We start from the raw sequence: 16,377 nt of genomic DNA, 5'->3' as shown, positions 1-16,377 counted from the left end.
CCTCAGCCATGCCGCAGCGCCTGGGCCGGGTCGATCCGCGCCGCCCGCCAGCTGGGATAGAGCGTCGCCAGCAGCGAGAGGCCGAGCCCCATGGCGAGCACGGTGACCACCTCGCGCGGCTCCACCACCGCCGGCAGCTGCGTCAGGAAGAGCAGCTCGGGCCGAAAGAAGGGTGCCCTCAAGCGCCAGCAGCCCGGCCCGCAGCGTGTCGAAATTGGTGGCGATGCCGAGGCCCAGGGCGAAGCCGATCAGCGTGCCGCCGCAGCCGACCGTCGCCCCGCAGAGCAGGAAAATCCGCAGGATGGCGCCGCTGCCCGCCCCCATGGTGCGGAGGATGGCGATGTCGCGCCCCTTGTCCTTCACCAGCATGGTGAGGGAGGAGATGATGTTGAAGGCCGCCACCACCACGATCAGGGTCAGGATCAGGAACATCACGTTCCGCTCCACCACCACCGCGGCGTAGATGCTGCTGTTGGCGCCCTGCCAGTCGGCGATCCGCAGCGGCTGGCCAGCCAGCGACGCGCGCACCGCCGCCGTCACCGGCGCCACCTGGGCCGGGTCGGCGACCAGCAGCTCGATCTGGCTGACGGCGTCGCCCAAGCCAAAGAATTCCTGCGCCGCCTGCAGCGGGATGAAGACCTGGCGGCCGTCGTATTCAGGCATGCCGATCTCGAACATCGCCACCACGCGGAACCCGCGCTGCTTCGGCGCCACGCTGAAATCGGCGCCGCGCGCCTGCGGCAGGACCAGGGTCAGCCGGTCGCCCAGCCGCAGCCCCATGCGGCCGGCGAGACGGGTGCCGACCACTACCGTGTCCTCGTCGCCGAACCCGGCCAGGCTGCCGCGGCGGATTCCCCGCGCGATCACGGCACGGGCGCGCAATTCCTCGGGCGCGATGCCGCGCACCAGCCCGCCGCTGGCCCCGCCGGACTGCCCGGTCAGCAGCACCTGGCCCTCGACCGTGGGCGTGGCCTGCTGCACCCCCGGCAGGCCGCGCAGCCTGGCCGCCAGGGCCGCGTAGCCCGGAAGCGCCCGGCCCTTCTCCGGCTGCACCGTGAGATGCCCGTTCAGCCCGATGATCCGGCCGACCAGGTCCTGCCGGAAGCCGTTCATCACCGCCATCACGATGATCAGCGCGGCGACGCCGAGGGCGATGCCGGCCAGCGAGAAGGCGGCGGTGACGGAGACGAAGCGCTCCCCGCGGCGGGCGCGCAGGTAGCGCCAGGCCACCATGCGTTCGAACGGCCCGAACATCAGCTGGCGACCCGAGTCACGCGCCGCTCCTCGCCATGCTGCAGTGCTCCGCGATCGGAACGCTAGGCGCTCCTGATCCGGGCGATAGCATCCTCGACGGACAGCTCCACCCGCTCGCCGGTCGCGCGGCGCTTGAGCTCCACCATGCCGGCCGCCGCCCCGCGCGGGCCGATGATCGCCTGCCAGGGATAACCGAGCAGGTCGGCATCGGCGAATTTCGCGCCGGCACGGTCGGCCCGGTCGTCATAGACGGCGTCGGGGTCGAAGGTGCGGTAGAGCCGCTCGGACAACGCATCCGTTGCCGCGTCGCCGACCTTCAGGTTCAGCACCGCGACCTTGAACGGGGCCACCGCGTCCGGCCACTTGATTCCGGCTTCGTCATGGTTCGCCTCGATGATGGCGCCGACCAGGCGGGAGACGCCGATGCCGTAGCTGCCCATCTCCGGCGCCACCGGCTTGCCGTCGGGACCGCTGACCGATAGCCCCATCGAGGCGCTGTACTTGGTGCCGAAATAGAAGATGTGGCCGATCTCGATGCCGCGCGCCGAGACCTGGGAGGCGGCCGGGACCTGCGCCCAGGCGGCCTCGTCGTGCTTCTCGTCGGTCGCGGCGTAGCGGCTGGTCCAGAAGTCGACGGTGGGCGAGAGGTCGCCCTCGTAGTCCACGGGCTGCGACAGCACGTCGAAGTCCAGCAGGTCCTTGTGCAGGTAGACCTGGCTCTCCCCGGTCTCCGCCAGGATGAGGAATTCGTGGCTGAGGTTGCCGCCGATCGGCCCGGTATCGGCCTGCATCGGGATCGCCTTCAGCCCCATCCGGGCGAAGGTCCGCAGATAGGCGACGAACATCCGCCGGTAGGATTTCTGCGCGCCGGCATAGTCCAGATCGAAGGAATAGGCGTCCTTCATCAGGAATTCGCGGCCGCGCATGACGCCGAAGCGCGGGCGCACCTCGTCCCGGAACTTCCACTGGATGTGGTAGAGGTTGCGCGGCAGGTCGCGGTAGCTCTTCGCATAGGTCTTGAAGATCTCGGTGACCATTTCCTCGTTGGTCGGCCCGAACAGCATCTCGCGGTCGTGGCGGTCGCGCAGCCGCAGCATCTCCGGGCCATAGGCGTCGTAGCGGCCGGACTGGCGCCAAAGATCCGCGGTCTGGATCGTCGGCATCAGGATTTCCTGCGCCCCGGCGGCGTCCTGCTCCTCGCGGACGATCTGCTCGACCTTCTGCAGCACCCGCCAGCCCAGCGGCAGCCAGGCATAGATGCCGGCGCTGGTCTGCCGGACCATGCCGGCGCGCAGCATGAGGCGGTGGGAGGCGATCTGCGCCTCGGCCGGGGTTTCCTTCAGCGTGGGCAGGAAGGCGCGGGACAGGCGCAAGGCTGGCTCCTCGAGGGCAGGTCTTCGGCGTCCTTTAGAGCAGATGGCGGGAGAGCGTGAACGCCTGGACGCCCGAATCTGCGCTGAAACTAGCAGGCCAGGGCGGCAGCGGTCCTTCTTCGAACGCGGGCGGCCGTAGCCCGAACCTGCATCGACGGGAATGGCAAGCGCAAAGGACGCGGCATCTCGGCCATGTCGCAATTATCTTTCTTTGCTGCGGTGCACCACGAACGAAGAGGAAAGAATCTGACCGGATCGCGGATGTTTCCACTTGGCGGCGAAAGCCCGGCGTTGTAGACAAAGAAGGCCGCACCCGCTGGGTGCGGCCCGAGTTTAGGGAGGAAACGCCAGTCACACGGCAGAGAGAGGACCAACCCTCTCTCTGGAAGCATGGTGACGCGGAGACCGAACGCCGGACAACGGCAAAGGCTGCTGGAAAAGCGGAAAAAACGGCTCCCAGGCGCAGACTGCTCAACGAGAAGGCGACACCCGCTAAACGGCCGGAAAGTCGCTCATTTTTCCGGCAAGGCCAGCCAACCCGTCCGGAAGCTGAGCCAATCGCTCTCGACCAAAAAATAGATTCCCAGCCAAATCACCACCGAAATCGCCGTGGTGATCAGCGCCTTCCGCAGCAGACGCGGATTCTCCGGCGCGCCACGCCAGCCGGTCACCGCGTCGCCCTCGGGATCTCGGTCGCGTGCCGATCGGCAGCACCGCGAAGAGCGTGAGCCACCAGACCAGGAAGAAGACGACAATCCCGCTGACCCAGCCCATGGGACACTCCGGATGGCGCGGGTGGGGATGGCCGGGCGGGTGGCCCGGCCGGATGCCGGCAGGTGCTAGACCCGCAGCAAGTGGACCTCGACATTCGGCCGCTTGCGCAGCCGCCGGCCGATCGCCTTCCGCAGGACGGACCGCGCCGCCTCGCGCAGCGCGTCGTCCTCCCGCCGCAGCCCGCTGGGCAGGTCGCCCACCGCCCGCACCAGGTCGGCGGCGAGCTGCGCGCCGATATGGTCGTCGCCATCCAGCAGGCCGGGCGCCGAGACCTGGGGCGTGCCGAGCACCCGCCCCGCCTCGTCGACGGCGAAGGAGGCCATGACCACGCCGTTGAACAGCATGCGCTTGCGGGCGGCCAGGACGCCGCCGGTGATCGGCAGAAGGCGGCCATTGTCCACCGCCAGCCGGCCGGTCGGCACGCCCTCGACCACATCGGGCCGGCCGGGGGCGAGCTGGAGAACGTCGCCATCCTCGACCAGCACCGGGATGGCCTGGAGATCCTTGGCCAGCGCCGCGTGCTCCGACAGGTGCCGCCACTCGCCATGCACCGGCACCGCGTATCTCGGCCGCACCAGCTGATAGAGGCGCTTCAGCTCGTCCCGCGCCGGGTGGCCGGAGACATGGACCATGTGGTCGTCGGCGGTCATCACCTTGCAGCCGCGGCGCGCCAGCTGGTCCTGCAGCAGCAGGATGCCCCGCTCATTCCCCGGGATCATGCGGGAGGAGAAGATGACCGTATCGCCCTCCCCCAGCGCGATCTGGGGATGGGTGTCGGCGCCGATCTTGGCCAGGGCCGAGCGCGGCTCGCCCTGGCTGCCGGTGCAGATCAGCAGGAGGTTGTCGTCGGGGATGAACCCGGCCTCCTCCTCGGGCACGTAGGGCGGGGATGTCGCTGAGGTAGCCGCATTCCCGCGCCGCCGCCTCGGCATTCCGCAGGGACCGCCCGAACAGCGCGACCTGCCGGCCCGCAGCCATGGCGGCGCGGGTGATGCTCTCGACGCGCGCCACGTTGGTGGCGAAGCAGCTGACCGCGACGCGGCCCCTTCAGGCTGCGGATGATGGCGGTCAGGTTCCGCCGCACCTCCGCCTCGGACCCGGAATGCCCCTCGACCAGTGCGTTGGTCGGATCGCAGACCATGGCGAGGACGCCCTCCTCGCCAAGGCGGGCGAAGGCGGCCTCGTCGGTCGGCTCGCCGATCAGCGGCTCGGGGTCGAGCTTCCAGTCGCCGGTATGGACCACGATGCCATGCCGGGTGCGGATGGCGACCGCCTGGGCCTCGGGGACCGAATGGGCGACGCGGAGGAATTCGAGGTCAAAGTTCGGCAGCTTGATCCGGCCGCTGAGCGGCACGGTGGTGATCTTCGCCTCGCCCAGCAGCCCCGCCTCGCCCAGCTTCCGCCGCAGCACGGCGGAGACGAAGGGCCCGGCATAGATCGGGCAGCGCAGCATGGGCCAAAGGTGGGCCACGGCGCCGACATGGTCCTCATGCGCATGGGTGATCACCAGCCCGACCAGGCGGTCCCGCCGCTCGGCGAGCCAGACTGGGTCCGGGACCATCACCTCGATCTCGGGATTCTCCGGACCGCCGAAGCCGATGCCGCAATCGATGGCGAGCAGCTTGCCGTCACAGCGGTAGACGTTGAGGTTCATCCCGATCTCGCCGGTGCCGCCGAGGGGAATGAATGCGAGGTCACCGGCCGGATCGGGTCCGGCCGTCGTCATGTAATCGTCCATACCTGTCCCCAGGGCTGCGCCAGCCCCGAGCGGAGGCAGCCTGACCCTAGCCTTACTGTTGCAAGCGCGATGCAGTTTCCGGCCGCCTGCCCCGCGGGCGGCAAGCCTGCGGGGTCGGGCCGGAAGCTGACTCGCGCTCAGAGGGAGTCGCGCAAGACCGTCCGCTGCAAAATGGGGACCGGGTTGCGTTCCGCCAACAGGCGAAGCCCCTCGAGCGTGATATCGGGGTCGATCTTCTCGATGATCGTCGTGCCTTCGGAGAAAAGCGGGGCCAGGCCGCCGGTTGCGACCACTTTCAGATGTGCCTCGTACTCCGCCTGGATCCGGCCGACGATGCCCTCGATCAGCCCGACATAGCCCCAGTAGATGCCGGATTGCATGGCGGCCACCGTGTCCCGGCCGATCACCGCCTGCGGCCGGCCGATTCCGATCCGCGGCAGCCGGGCGGCGGCCTGGTGCAGCGCCTCGAGCGAGAGGTTCACCCCGGGGGCGATGACGCCGCCGAGATAGGCGCCGTCCTTGTCGACCACGTCAAAAGTTGTCGCTGTACCGAAATCGATGACGACCAGCGGCCCCTGGTAATGGTGGTGGGACGCCAGCGAGTTCAGCAACCGGTCGGCGCCGACCTCCTGCGGCCGTTCCACCTTGATCGCAAAGCCCCAGTCCACGGCGGCGCGGGCGATCAGCGGCTCGACCTGGAACCATTCGCGCGACAGCCGGCGCAGGTTGTACAGCGCGGCCGGCACCACCGTGCCGATGACGCGCAGCGGTCGATCTCGGCGACCTTCAGGCCGCAATGCTGCAGCAGCGCCAGCAGCCAGACGGCATATTCGTCCGAGGTCCTGTCCGGTCGCGTTGCGATGCGCCAACGGCCGCGCCATTCCGTGCCGTCGTGCACGGCGAAGACCACGTTCGTGTTTCCCGCATCGATCGCGAGCAGCATGGCCTCAGGCCTCTCCAGGGGACAGGATCTCCCCGGCGGGGATGGCCCGCCGGGTCCCGTCGATATCGAGCAGCAGGCTGCCATCCTCGGCGAGCCCCGCGAAGTCCCCCCGCCCGGCAGGGCACGGAGCGCGATGCGCTCACCGAGGGCCGGGCCGAAGCGGCGCCAGGCGGCGCGGACGGGGGCGAAACCCTCAGCTTGCTGCAAACCTCGCCAGTGGGACAGCCGGGCGAGCAGCCGGGCGGCGAATTCCTCCGGCGGCCCGGCCCCCGCGAGCACCGCGGTCGGCCGGTCCGGCAGCGCCGGCGCATGCGCCAGATTCGCCCCGATGCCGAGCGTCAGCCAAGCGATGCCGCCCGTCGGCGTCAGGGCGCTCTCGGCCAGGATGCCGGCGCATTTCGCGCCACCGAGCAGCAGGTCGTTCGGCCATTTCAGCCGCAACGCCGCGGGATCGGGCACACTCCCGGCCGCCGCCTCGGCCAGGGCCAGGCCGGCCAGCAGGCTCCATTGCGGCGCCTCACGCGCCGGGCCCGTGGGCCGCAGCAGGACGGAGAGATAGAGATTGCCGGGCGGCGAGGCCCAGGCGCGGCCCGCCCCTGCCCCGCCCGGCCGTCTGCTCCAGCGCCTGGATGGCGAGGCCCTCGGGCTCGCCGGCCTCGGCGCGGCGCGCCAGGAGCGCGGAGGTGCTCGGCAGCGCCGCATGCAGCTCGAGCCGCCAGCCAGGCGGCAGGACCGCGGCAGCGGCCCCACCCTGGCCGGAAGTGCTCACCCCAGAAGGGCCGCGGCCGCGGCCTGCGCGGCCGCGAGCATCGGCGCCGGCCACAGCGCGAACAGCGCAGTGAACAGGCCGGTGCCGGCCATCACCATGGTCAGGCTGGCCGGGGCGCGGTCGAGGCTGCCAACCGCCGCGTCGAAATACATCACCTTGACGATGCGCAAGTAGTAGTAGGCCGAGACCACGCTGGTCAGCACGCCGACCACCGCGAGCGTCCAGAAGCCGCCCTGGACCGCGGCGAGGAAGACGTAGAGCTTGCCGAAAAAGCCGGCGAGCGGCGGAATGCCGGCCATCGAGAACATGAACACGGCCATCCACATCGCCGTCACCGGATCGGTGCGGCCGAGCCCGGCGAGGTCCTCGATCCCCTCGACCGACCGGCCGGCGCGCCGCATGGACACCAGCACCGCGAAGGTTCCGAGGTTCATGAAGACGTAGATCGCCATGTAGACCAGCAGGCCGCGCAGCCCGATATCGGAGCCCACCGCAAGGCCCATCAGCGCGTAGCCGACATGGCCGATCGAGGAATAGGCCATCAGCCGCTTGAGGTTCCGCTGCCCGATGGCGGCGAAGGCGCCGAGGATCATCGAGCCGAGCGAGACCAGCACGATCACCTGCTGCCACTGCGCCACGAGGTCGCCGAAGGGGCCGAGCAGCACGCGGGCCAGCAGCGCGATCGCCGCGACCTTGGGCGCCGAGGCGAAGAAGGCGGTGACCGGGGTCGGCGCGCCCTCGTAGACGTCCGGCGTCCACATGTGGAAGGGCACCGCCGAGACCTTGAAGGCGAGGCCGGTGATGACGAAGACCACGCCAACGACGACGCCCGCAGAGATGCCGTTCGGCTCGGAGAAGGCTTCGCCCAGGCGGTCGGAATTCGTCGTGCCGGCGAAGCCGTAGACCAGCGAGCTGCCATAGAGCAGCAGGCCGGAGGCGAGCGCGCCGAGCACGAAGTACTTCAGCCCTGCCCTCGGCCGACCGGCCGTTGTCGCGGTTGAACGAGGCAAGGACGTAGAGCGGCAGCGCAAAGCAGCTCGAGCCCCAGATAGAGCGAGAGCAGGTCGTTGGCCGAGATCATGACCATCGCGCCGAGCGTGGCGAAGAGCATGAGCACGGGGAATCTCGAAGCGGGCGGTGCCCTCGCGCTCGTTGAAGTCGAGCGAGAGCAGGATGCCGAGCGCGGCGGCGGCCAGCGCCAGGAACTTCATGAAGCCGCTGAAGGCATCGGAGACATAGTGGCCGGCGAGCGCGGTGCCCTCGGCCTGGCCGAGCACCAGCACCGCCGCCAGCAGCAGCGCGCCGACGCAGGCCATGGAAACCGGGAAGAAGGTCTCCCGCTTCGGGATCACGCCGGCGGCGAGGATGACGAGGCCGGAGACGGCGAGCACCAGCTCCGGTAGGGCAAGGGTCCAGATCATCGGCTTACATCCCCGCCAGGCGCGCAGCGCCAGCGCCGCCTCGTGCCGCTGCACCAGCGCCGCGACCGAGGCTTCGAAGAAGGAGAGGAAAGACTGCGGATAGACGCCCATCCACAAGGTCAGGACGATCAGCGGCGCGAAGACCACGTATTCCCGCGGGCTTAGGTCGAGCAGCATGCGTAGATCGTCGCGGGTAATCTTGCCGAAGCTGACCCGGCGATAGAGGTAGAGCATGTAGCCCGCGCCGAGCACCATGCCGGTCGCGGCACCGAAGGCGACCCAGGGGTTCACCTTCCAGGCGCCGACGATGACCAGGAACTCGCCGACGAAATTGGCGAGCCCGGGCAGGCCGACCGAGGCCATGGTGAAGAGCATGAAGACCATCGCATAGGCCGGCATGATCCCGGCGACGCCGCCATAGCGCAGGATGTCGCGGCTATGGACGCGGTCATAGAGCACGCCGACGCAGAGGAAGAGCGCGCCGGAGACGACGCCATGCGCCAGCATGGTGAAGAGCGCGCCCGAAAGGCCCTGCTGGTTCAGGCTGAAGATGCCGATCGTCACGATGCCCATATGGGCGACCGAGGAGTAGGCGATCAGCTTCTTCATGTCCTCCTGCGCCAGCGCGACGAGCGAGGTGTAGACGACGGCCACGACAGAGAGGACGAAGATCAGCGGCGCGAAGGTCGCCGTCGCCTCCGGCAGCAGCGGCAAGGTGAAGCGCAGGAAGCCATAGGCGCCCATCTTCAGCAGCACGCCGGCCAGGATGACCGAGCCCGCCGTCGGCGCCTCGACATGCGCGTCCGGCAGCCAGGTATGCACCGGCCACATCGGCACCTTCACCGCGAAGGAGGCAAGGAAGGCGAAGAAGATCCAGGTCTGCGCCGCGCGCGGCACGGCCTGCTCGAACAGCTCGGGGATGTCGGTCGTGCCGGCATTGTACCAGAGATAGAGGATCGCCAGCAGCATCAGCACCGAGCCGAGCAACGTGTAGAGGAAGAACTTGAAGGCGGCATAGACCCGCCGCGGCCCGCCCCAGACGCCGATGATCAGGAACATCGGGATCAGCACGGCTTCGAAGAAGACGTAGAAGACGATGAAGTCGAGCGCGGCGAACATGCCGACCATCATCGTCTCGAGGATGAGGAAGGCGATCATGTATTCCCGGACGCGGGTACCGATCGCCTCCCAGGAGGCGAGGATGCAGAGCGGCGTCAGCGCGGTCGAGAGCAGGACGAAGAGCACCGAGATGCCGTCCACGCCCATATGGTAGCCGACGCCGAATTCCGGCAGCCAGGCCAGCTTCTCCTCGAACTGGAAGGCGGCCGAGGAGGTGTCGAACCGCGCCCAGAGGATGAGGCTGAGCAGGAAGACGATCAGGCTGGTCCAAAGCGCGGTCCAGCGGGCATTGCGGGCGACGACCTCCTCGTCACCGCGCACCGACATGATGATCAGCGCGCCTGCCAGCGGCAGGAAGGTGACGAGCGAGAGCAACGGGAAGCCTGCGGCGTTCATTATCAGCGCCCGATCAGGAAGAGGGAGACGAAGACGACCAGGCCGATGATCATGGCGAAGGCGTAATCCGCCACGCGGCCGGTCTGGATGCGCACCGCGCCGCGCGAGACCTGGACCGCCAGGTCCGCCGCGCCGTTCGGCATGCCATCGATGATGCGGGCGTCACCGGTCTTCCAGAAGACCTCGGCGAGCCGGCGGGCGGGCTGGACGAAGATCGCGTCGTAGAGCTCGTCGAAGTACCACTTGTTCAGAAGGAACAGGTAGATCCCACGGAAGCGCGCCGCGAGCTGCGCCGGGATGCCCGGCGCAACCATGTAGAGCAGGTAGGCGAGCACGATGCCGGCCACGCCCATGACGGTGGGCGCCAGCGGCACCCATTCCGGCACCTCGTGCATCGCGTGCAGGATGTGGTTGTGCTCGCCGTTGAAGATCGCGCCGTGCCAGAAGTCGTGCGCGTGCTCGCCGATGAAGAGCGGCGCGAAGATGTAGCCGGTCAGCACCGCGCCCACCGCCAGCAGCAGCAGCGGCACCAGCATGACCAGCGGGCTTTCGTGCACATGCTCCATCGTGTGGTGGTCCGCCCGCGGCGCGCCGTGGAAGGTCATGATGAGCAGGCGCCAGGAGTAGAAGGCGGTCAGGAAGGCGGCGACCATGCCCATCAGGAAGGCATAGGCGCCGACGCCGCTATGACTGGCCCAGGCGGCTTCGAGGATCGCGTCCTTCGAATAATAGCCGGCGAAGAAGGGGATGCCAGCCAGCGCCAGGTTGCCGATCCACATCACGGCATAGGTCACCGGGATCTTGGTCCAGATGCCGCCCATCCGCCGCATGTCCTGCTCGTCCGACATGGCGTGGATCACGCTGCCAGCCGAGAGGAACAGGAGCGCCTTGAAGAAGGCGTGGGTGAAGAGGTGGAACATCGCCACCTGGTAGGCGCCGACGCCGGCGGCGAAGAACATGTAGCCAAGCTGCGAGCAGGTCGAGTAGGCGATGACCCGCTTGATGTCGTTCTGCACGCAGCCGATGGTCGCGGCGAAGAAGGCCGTGCTGGCGCCGACGACGGTGACGATCGACTTGGCGACGGGCGCATATTCGAAGACCGGCGACATGCGGCAGACCAGGAAGACGCCGGCGGTCACCATGGTCGCGGCGTGGATCAGCGCGGAGACGGGCGTCGGCCCCTCCATCGCGTCCGGCAGCCAGGTATGCAGGCCGAGCTGCGCAGATTTGCCGCAGGCACCAAGGAAGAGCAGCACCGCGATCAGCTCGACGGCGTTGACGCCGAGGAAGGTGTCGTTGGTATGCGCCTCGACCGCCGGGAAGATGGTGGCGAATTCGATGCTGCCGAAGACGTAGTAGGTCAGCGCCAGGCCGAGCATGAAGAAGACGTCGCCGACGCGGTTGACGATGAAGGCCTTCATCGCCGCGCGGTTGGCGCTCTCGCGGTCGTACCAGTAGCCGATCAGCAGGTAGCTAGCGAGGCCGACGCCCTCCCAGCCGAAGAAGAGCTGGGCGAGGTTGTCGGCCGTCACCAGCATCAGCATCATGAAGGTGAAGAGGCTGAGGTAGGCGAAGAAGCGCGGCGGCGTCGCGTCATGCGACATGTAGCCGACGGAGTAGAGGTGGATCAGGGTCGAGATGAAGGTGACCATGGCCACCATGACGACGCTGAGCGTGTCGTAGCGGAGGGCCCAGGAGACCTCGAGTCCGCCCACGTCCATCCAGGTCCAGATCGGCTGGACCAGGGGATGGCCGCCGAGCGCGACCTGGCCGAAGGCCAGCACGCCGCAGATGGCGGCCAGCACCATGCAGAGCACGGAAGCCCATTGCGCGAGCCTGTCGCCGAGCCAGCGGCCGAAGAGGCCGCTGATGGTCGCCCCCAGCAGGGGGAAGAAGATGGCGCCGACGTACATGGAGCTCAGCCCTTCAGGGTCGAGATACCCTCGACCTCGATGCTGCCGCGATTGCGGAAGTAGATGACGACGATGGCCAGGCCGATCGCCGCTTCCGCGGCCGCTACGGTCAGGACGAACATGGCGAAGATCTGGCCCGTCAGATCGTCCAGCCAGGCGGAGAAGGCGACGAAGTTCAGGTTCACCGAGAGCAGGATGAGCTCGACGCTCATCAGGATGACGATGACGTTCTTCCGGTTCAGGAAGATGCCGAAGACACCCAGGACCAGCAGGATGGCGCCAACCGTCAGATAATGCGCGAGGCCGATGGTCAGCATCAGTGGTGCCCCCGTGTCCATGGCCGGCGTCGTGCGTGACCTTCGGCGCCTCGGCTTCCGGCTCCGGCGGTCGGCGGATGCCGAGCACCTTGATGCCGGCGCCGGTCGGCACCTTCTCCATGCTGATCGAGCCGCTGCGCGAGACCTGCGCGCCGATGTTCTGCCGGCGGGTGCCCGCGCGCTCGCGGTGCGTCAGCACGATGGCGCCGATCATGGCGACCAGCAGGATCAGGCCGGAGGCCTGAAAAAGGTAGACGTAGTCGGTATAGAGGATCCGCCCGATCGCCTCGGCATTGGTGACCGTGGCGCCCGGATTGGGCGAGAGCCGCAGGTCGTCCGCCTGGTCGGCGAAGGTCCAGCTGCCGAGCACCAGCACCAGCTCGAGGAACAGGATACCGCCGACCACGGCGCCGATCGGCGCGTAGCGCTGGAACCCTTCGCGGAGCCGGGCGAAGTCGATGTCCAGCATCATGACGACGAAGAGGAAGAGCACCGCGACGGCGCCGACATAGACGATGACCAGGATCATCGCCAGGAACTCGGCGCCCGCGATCAGGAACAGCGCCGCGGCGTTGAAGAAGGCGAGGATCAGGAACAGCACGCTGTGGACCGGATTGCGCGCCGTGACCACCATGACCGCGGAGGCGATCAGGATGGCCGCGAAGAGATAGAAGGCGAGCGCGGCGATCATCGCGTGCCTCCAGGCCGTTGCTGCATCATGGCATCGTCCGGTGTGGCGCCGAAAGGGCGCGGTAGACAGGGACCGGCCGCTTGCGGCGGCCCGGGAATAGGTCAGCGATAGGGGGCGTCGAGCTCGAGCCGTTTGGCGAGCTCCGGCTCCCACCGGTCGCCGTTCGCCAGCAGCCGCTGCTTGTCGTAGAGCAGCTCCTCCCGCGTCTCGGTGGTGAACTCGAAATTCGGCCCCTCGACGATGGCGTCGACCGGGCAGGCCTCCTCGCACATGCCGCAGTAGATGCATTTCACCATGTCGATGTCGTAGCGCGTGGTGCGGCGGCTGCCATCCTCGCGCGGCTCGGCCTCGATGGTGATGGCCTGGGCCGGGCAGATCGCCTCGCACAGCTTGCAGGCGATGCACCGCTCCTCCCCATTCGGGTAGCGACGTAGCGCGTGCTCGCCCTTGAAGCGGGGCGAGATCGGGCCCTTCTCATAAGGGTAGTTGATGGTGACCTTGGGCTTGAAGAAGTAGCGCAGCGTCAGCGCCATGCCGGAGACGATCTCCGACAGCAGCAGGCTGCGCGCAACGCGATCGAGGCTTGCCATCTCGTCCGATCCTTACGCCGGCAGCCAGCCGGCCAGCTTGAGCACGGCCGCGGTGAGCACCAGCCAGACGAGGCTGAAGGGCAGGAAGACCTTCCAGCCCAGCCGCATGAGCTGGTCGTAGCGGTAGCGCGGGAAGGTCGCGCGGACCCAGATGAAGGTAAACAGGCAGAGACAGATCTTCAGGATGAACCAGATCGGCCCGGGGATCCAGATGAAGGGCTCGATCGCCATCGGCGGCAGCCAGCCGCCGAGGAACAGGATCGTCGTCAGCGCCGACATCAGGATCATGTTCGCGTATTCGCCGAGGAAGAACAGCGCGAAGGACATCGAGCTGTATTCGACGAAGAAGCCCGCGACCAATTCCGACCTCGCCTTCCGGCAGGTCGAAGGGCGCCCGGTTCGTCTCCGCCAACGTGCTGATGAAGAAGATGACGAACATCGGGAAGAGCGGGATGAAGAACCACACCCTGCTCTGCGCCCGCACCACCTCCGACAGGTTCAGCGAGCCGACGCAGAGCAGCACGGTCACGATGACGAAGCCCATCGAGACCTCGTAGCTGACCATCTGCGCCGCCGAGCGCAACGCGCCGAGGAAGGCGTATTTCGAGTTGGAGGCCCAACCGGCGATGATGATGCCGTAGACGCCGAGCGAGGAAATGGCGAACAGGTACAGCACCCCGACATTGATGTCGGCGATCGCCCAGCCATCGTTCACCGGGATCACCGCCCAGGCCAGCATCGCCAGCATGAAGAGCAGCATCGGTGCGAGGATGAAGAGGAAGCGGCTTCGCGCCCGAAGGAACGATGGTCTCCTTCATCAGCATCTTCAGCGCATCGGCGAAAGGCTGCAGCAGGCCGAAGGGACCGACCACGTTCGGCCCCTTCCGCATCTGCATGGCGGCCAGCACCTTGCGCTCGGCCAGCGTCAGGTAGGCAACGCCGATCAGCACGGGGACCAGCAGCGCCAGGGTCTGCGCCACGGTGATCGCCAGGATGCCAACCGGCGAAGCGAGAAAGCCGTCCATCGATCCTACTCCGCCGCCAGCGCCGCGGTGGGCGCGGCATAGACCCTGGCGCATTCCGCCATCGTGGCGGAGGCGCGGCTGATGGGATCGGCCTGCCAGTAGTTGCCGGCCGCCGGCGCGAAGGCCGCATCCGTCACCGCCGTGGCGTCGCCCGCGGGGCCCGCGAGGTCGGGGCAGCCGTGCGGCACGAATCCCTCGCCGCCGAAGGCCGGGTTCACCGCGGCAAGCCGCGCGCGCACCGCATCCAGCGAGTCATAGGGCAGCCGCTTGCCCAGCACCTCGGAGGCCGCGCGGATGATCTTCCAATCCTCCCGCGCCTCGCCGGGCGGGTAGACTGCGAGGCGCCCGCGCTGCACGCGGCCCTCGGTGTTCACCCAGGTCGCGTCCTTTTCCGTATAGGCCGCGCCGGGAAGGATCACGTCGGCCCGCGCCGCCGCAGCCTCGCCATGATGCCCCTGGTAGACCACGAAGGCGCCGTCGGGGATCGCCGCCGGATCGACCTCGGCGCCGAGCAGCCAAAGCGCCTGGGTCTGCGGCGCGATCGCCGCGCCACCGGCCGGCGGGACGAAGCCGAGATCAAGCGCCGAGACCTGGCCACCGAACTGGTGCAGCAGGTTGAAGCCGTGCCAGTCGGCCTGCAGCATGTTGTTCTGCGCCGCGACCCGCCAGGCCGCCGCCAGCACCGCCGCGCCGTCCGCGCGGGTCAGCGCGCTGCGGCCGAGGATGAGCATCGGCCGCTTGGCGCCGCGCAGCACCTCGTTGAAGCGGTGCGTGCCGGCGGCCAGGGCACGGAGCGTGACACCCCCTCGCCCAGCCAGTCGTGCCGGTAGGTCAGGTCGAGGCCACGCGGGCCGATGAAGCCGACCGGGAAGCCGCCCGCCACCACCCGCTTGCGGATGCGGGCGTTGATCACCGGGGATCTGGTGCGCGGGTTGCTGCCGATGACCAGCAGCGCATCCGCCTCCTCGATCCCGGCGATGCCGGTGTTGAAGGTGTAGTAGTCGCGCCGCGAGGCATCGAGCGCCGCGCCGTCGGTCCGGCATTCCAGGTTGCGGCTGCCGAGCGCGGCCATCAGGTCCTTCAGCGCCACCAGCGCCTCGGCATCCACCAGCCCGCCGGCGACGGCGCCGATGCGCTCGCCGGGCGTGCCCTTCAGCTTCGCCGCGATCGCGCCGAAGGCCTCGGCCCAGGTGGCGGGCTTCAGCTTGCCGTCCACCTTCACCCAGGGGCGGTCAAGCCGGCGGCGTTTCAGACCATCGAAGGAGAAGCGGCCGCGATCGGCCATCCACTCCTCGTTCACGTCGTCATTGGTGCGCGGCAGGATGCGCAGCACCTCGCCTGAACGCGCATCGATGCGGATATTGGTGCCCGTCGCGTCCAGCACGTCGACGCTGTCGGTCTTGCGCAGCTCCCAGGGCCGCGACACGAAGGCATAGGGGCGGCTGGTCAGCGCGCCGACCGGGCAGATGTCGATCAGGTTGCCGGACAGCTCGGTGGTCAGCGCCTTCTCGACATAGGTGCCGATTTCCATGTTCTCGCCGCGGTTGGTCGCGCCGAGTTCCGGCACGCCGGCGACCTCGGTGGCGAAGCGCACGCAGCGGGTGCACTGGATGCAGCGGGTCATGATGGTCTTGACCAGCGGCCCCATGTACTTGTCCTTGACCGCCCGCTTTTCTTCCTTGTAGCGGCTGTGGTCATGGCCGAAGGCCATCGCCTGGTCCTGCAGGTCGCACTCGCCGCCCTGGTCGCAGATCGGGCAATCCAGCGGGTGGTTGATCAGCAGGAATCCCATGACGCCGCGGCGGCCGTTGCGGACCATCGGGCTGTCGGTGAAGACCTTCATGCCGTCGGCGACCGGATAGGCGCAGGAGGCGATGGGCTTCGGCGCCTTCTCGACCTCGACCAGGCACATCCGGCAATCGCCGGCAACCGACAGGCGTTCGTGGTAGCAGAAGCGCGGGATCTCCTTGCCGGCGGCCTCGCAGGCCTGCAGCACGGAGACGCCGTTCGGGACCTCGACCTCGATCCCGTCGACCGTGACCTTCGCCATCGTG

6 protein-coding genes and 10 pseudogenes are annotated in these 16,377 nt (G+C 68.4%); all 16 read right to left on the bottom strand.

Annotation, left to right across the window (positions count from 1 at the left end; translation table 11 throughout):
- Nucleotides 1-2: 2 nt before the first annotated feature.
- Nucleotides 3-1,254, bottom strand: a pseudogene (locus ACQ86J_RS36560) (lipoprotein-releasing ABC transporter permease subunit).
- Nucleotides 1,255-1,316: 62 nt separating this feature from the next.
- Nucleotides 1,317-2,627 (bottom strand): proline--tRNA ligase, encoded by a 1,311-nt coding sequence (gene proS / locus ACQ86J_RS36555; protein ID WP_431269337.1) that lies wholly within the window; start codon nucleotides 2,625-2,627, stop codon nucleotides 1,317-1,319.
- Between the two features lie 512 nt (nucleotides 2,628-3,139).
- Entirely contained in the window at nucleotides 3,140-3,298 is a 159-nt protein-coding gene (locus tag ACQ86J_RS36550) for a DUF1467 family protein (RefSeq protein WP_431269336.1), read from the bottom strand.
- Nucleotides 3,299-3,353: 55 nt separating this feature from the next.
- Nucleotides 3,354-3,401: pseudogene (locus tag ACQ86J_RS36545) on the bottom strand (hypothetical protein); the annotation flags it as partial.
- Between the two features lie 65 nt (nucleotides 3,402-3,466).
- Nucleotides 3,467-5,127 (bottom strand): annotated as a pseudogene (locus tag ACQ86J_RS36540) (ribonuclease J).
- Between the two features lie 149 nt (nucleotides 5,128-5,276).
- Nucleotides 5,277-6,082 (bottom strand): annotated as a pseudogene (locus ACQ86J_RS36535) (type III pantothenate kinase).
- Between the two features lie 426 nt (nucleotides 6,083-6,508).
- Nucleotides 6,509-6,625, bottom strand: a pseudogene (locus ACQ86J_RS36530) (biotin--[acetyl-CoA-carboxylase] ligase); the annotation flags it as partial.
- Complete coding sequence (locus ACQ86J_RS36525; protein ID WP_431272784.1) at nucleotides 6,600-6,851, bottom strand: hypothetical protein; 252 nt, start codon at nucleotides 6,849-6,851, stop codon at nucleotides 6,600-6,602. The gene ACQ86J_RS36525 and the pseudogene ACQ86J_RS36530, both read right to left, overlap by 26 nt.
- Nucleotides 6,848-8,272 (bottom strand): annotated as a pseudogene (gene nuoN, locus ACQ86J_RS36520) (NADH-quinone oxidoreductase subunit NuoN). Before nuoN ends, ACQ86J_RS36525 begins: the two are co-directional and overlap by 4 nt.
- 4 nt (nucleotides 8,273-8,276) lie before the next feature.
- Nucleotides 8,277-9,787, bottom strand: a pseudogene (locus ACQ86J_RS36515) (NADH-quinone oxidoreductase subunit M).
- A gap of 2 nt (nucleotides 9,788-9,789) precedes the next feature.
- Nucleotides 9,790-11,700 carry an NADH-quinone oxidoreductase subunit L gene (gene nuoL, locus ACQ86J_RS36510; protein ID WP_431272662.1) on the bottom strand — a complete coding sequence of 637 codons (1,911 nt, stop codon included), beginning with the start codon at nucleotides 11,698-11,700 and terminating at the stop codon, nucleotides 9,790-9,792.
- Between the two features lie 5 nt (nucleotides 11,701-11,705).
- Nucleotides 11,706-12,017, bottom strand: a complete 312-nt coding sequence (gene nuoK, locus ACQ86J_RS36505) for an NADH-quinone oxidoreductase subunit NuoK (protein WP_431272661.1) — start codon at nucleotides 12,015-12,017, stop codon at nucleotides 11,706-11,708.
- Between the two features lie 67 nt (nucleotides 12,018-12,084).
- Nucleotides 12,085-12,708, bottom strand: a pseudogene (locus ACQ86J_RS36500) (NADH-quinone oxidoreductase subunit J); the annotation flags it as partial.
- 101 nt (nucleotides 12,709-12,809) lie between these two features.
- Nucleotides 12,810-13,298, bottom strand: coding sequence for an NADH-quinone oxidoreductase subunit NuoI (gene nuoI, locus ACQ86J_RS36495; RefSeq protein ID WP_431269335.1), 489 nt, complete (start codon nucleotides 13,296-13,298; stop codon nucleotides 12,810-12,812).
- A 12-nt stretch (nucleotides 13,299-13,310) separates the two neighbouring features.
- Nucleotides 13,311-14,323, bottom strand: a pseudogene (nuoH, locus tag ACQ86J_RS36490) (NADH-quinone oxidoreductase subunit NuoH).
- A 5-nt stretch (nucleotides 14,324-14,328) separates the two neighbouring features.
- Nucleotides 14,329-16,373 (bottom strand): annotated as a pseudogene (gene nuoG / locus ACQ86J_RS36485) (NADH-quinone oxidoreductase subunit NuoG).
- Nucleotides 16,374-16,377: the final 4 nt, after the last annotated feature.

This window comes from Dankookia sp. P2 (assembly GCF_050632255.1).
Lineage (GTDB): Bacteria > Pseudomonadota > Alphaproteobacteria > Acetobacterales > Acetobacteraceae > Paracraurococcus.
This window is presented reverse-complemented; position numbering and strand designations above follow the sequence as displayed.

What these genes read in the sequence shown, in the direction of transcription:
- nuoL (WP_431272662.1), bottom strand. Translation starts at nt 11,700, where the DNA reads ATGTACGTCGGCGCCATCTTCTTCCCCCTGCTGGGGGCGACCATCAGC.
- nuoK (WP_431272661.1), bottom strand. Translation starts at nt 12,017, where the DNA reads ATGCTGACCATCGGCCTCGCGCATTATCTGACGGTTGGCGCCATCCTG.
- nuoI (WP_431269335.1), bottom strand. Translation starts at nt 13,298, where the DNA reads ATGGCAAGCCTCGATCGCGTTGCGCGCAGCCTGCTGCTGTCGGAGATC.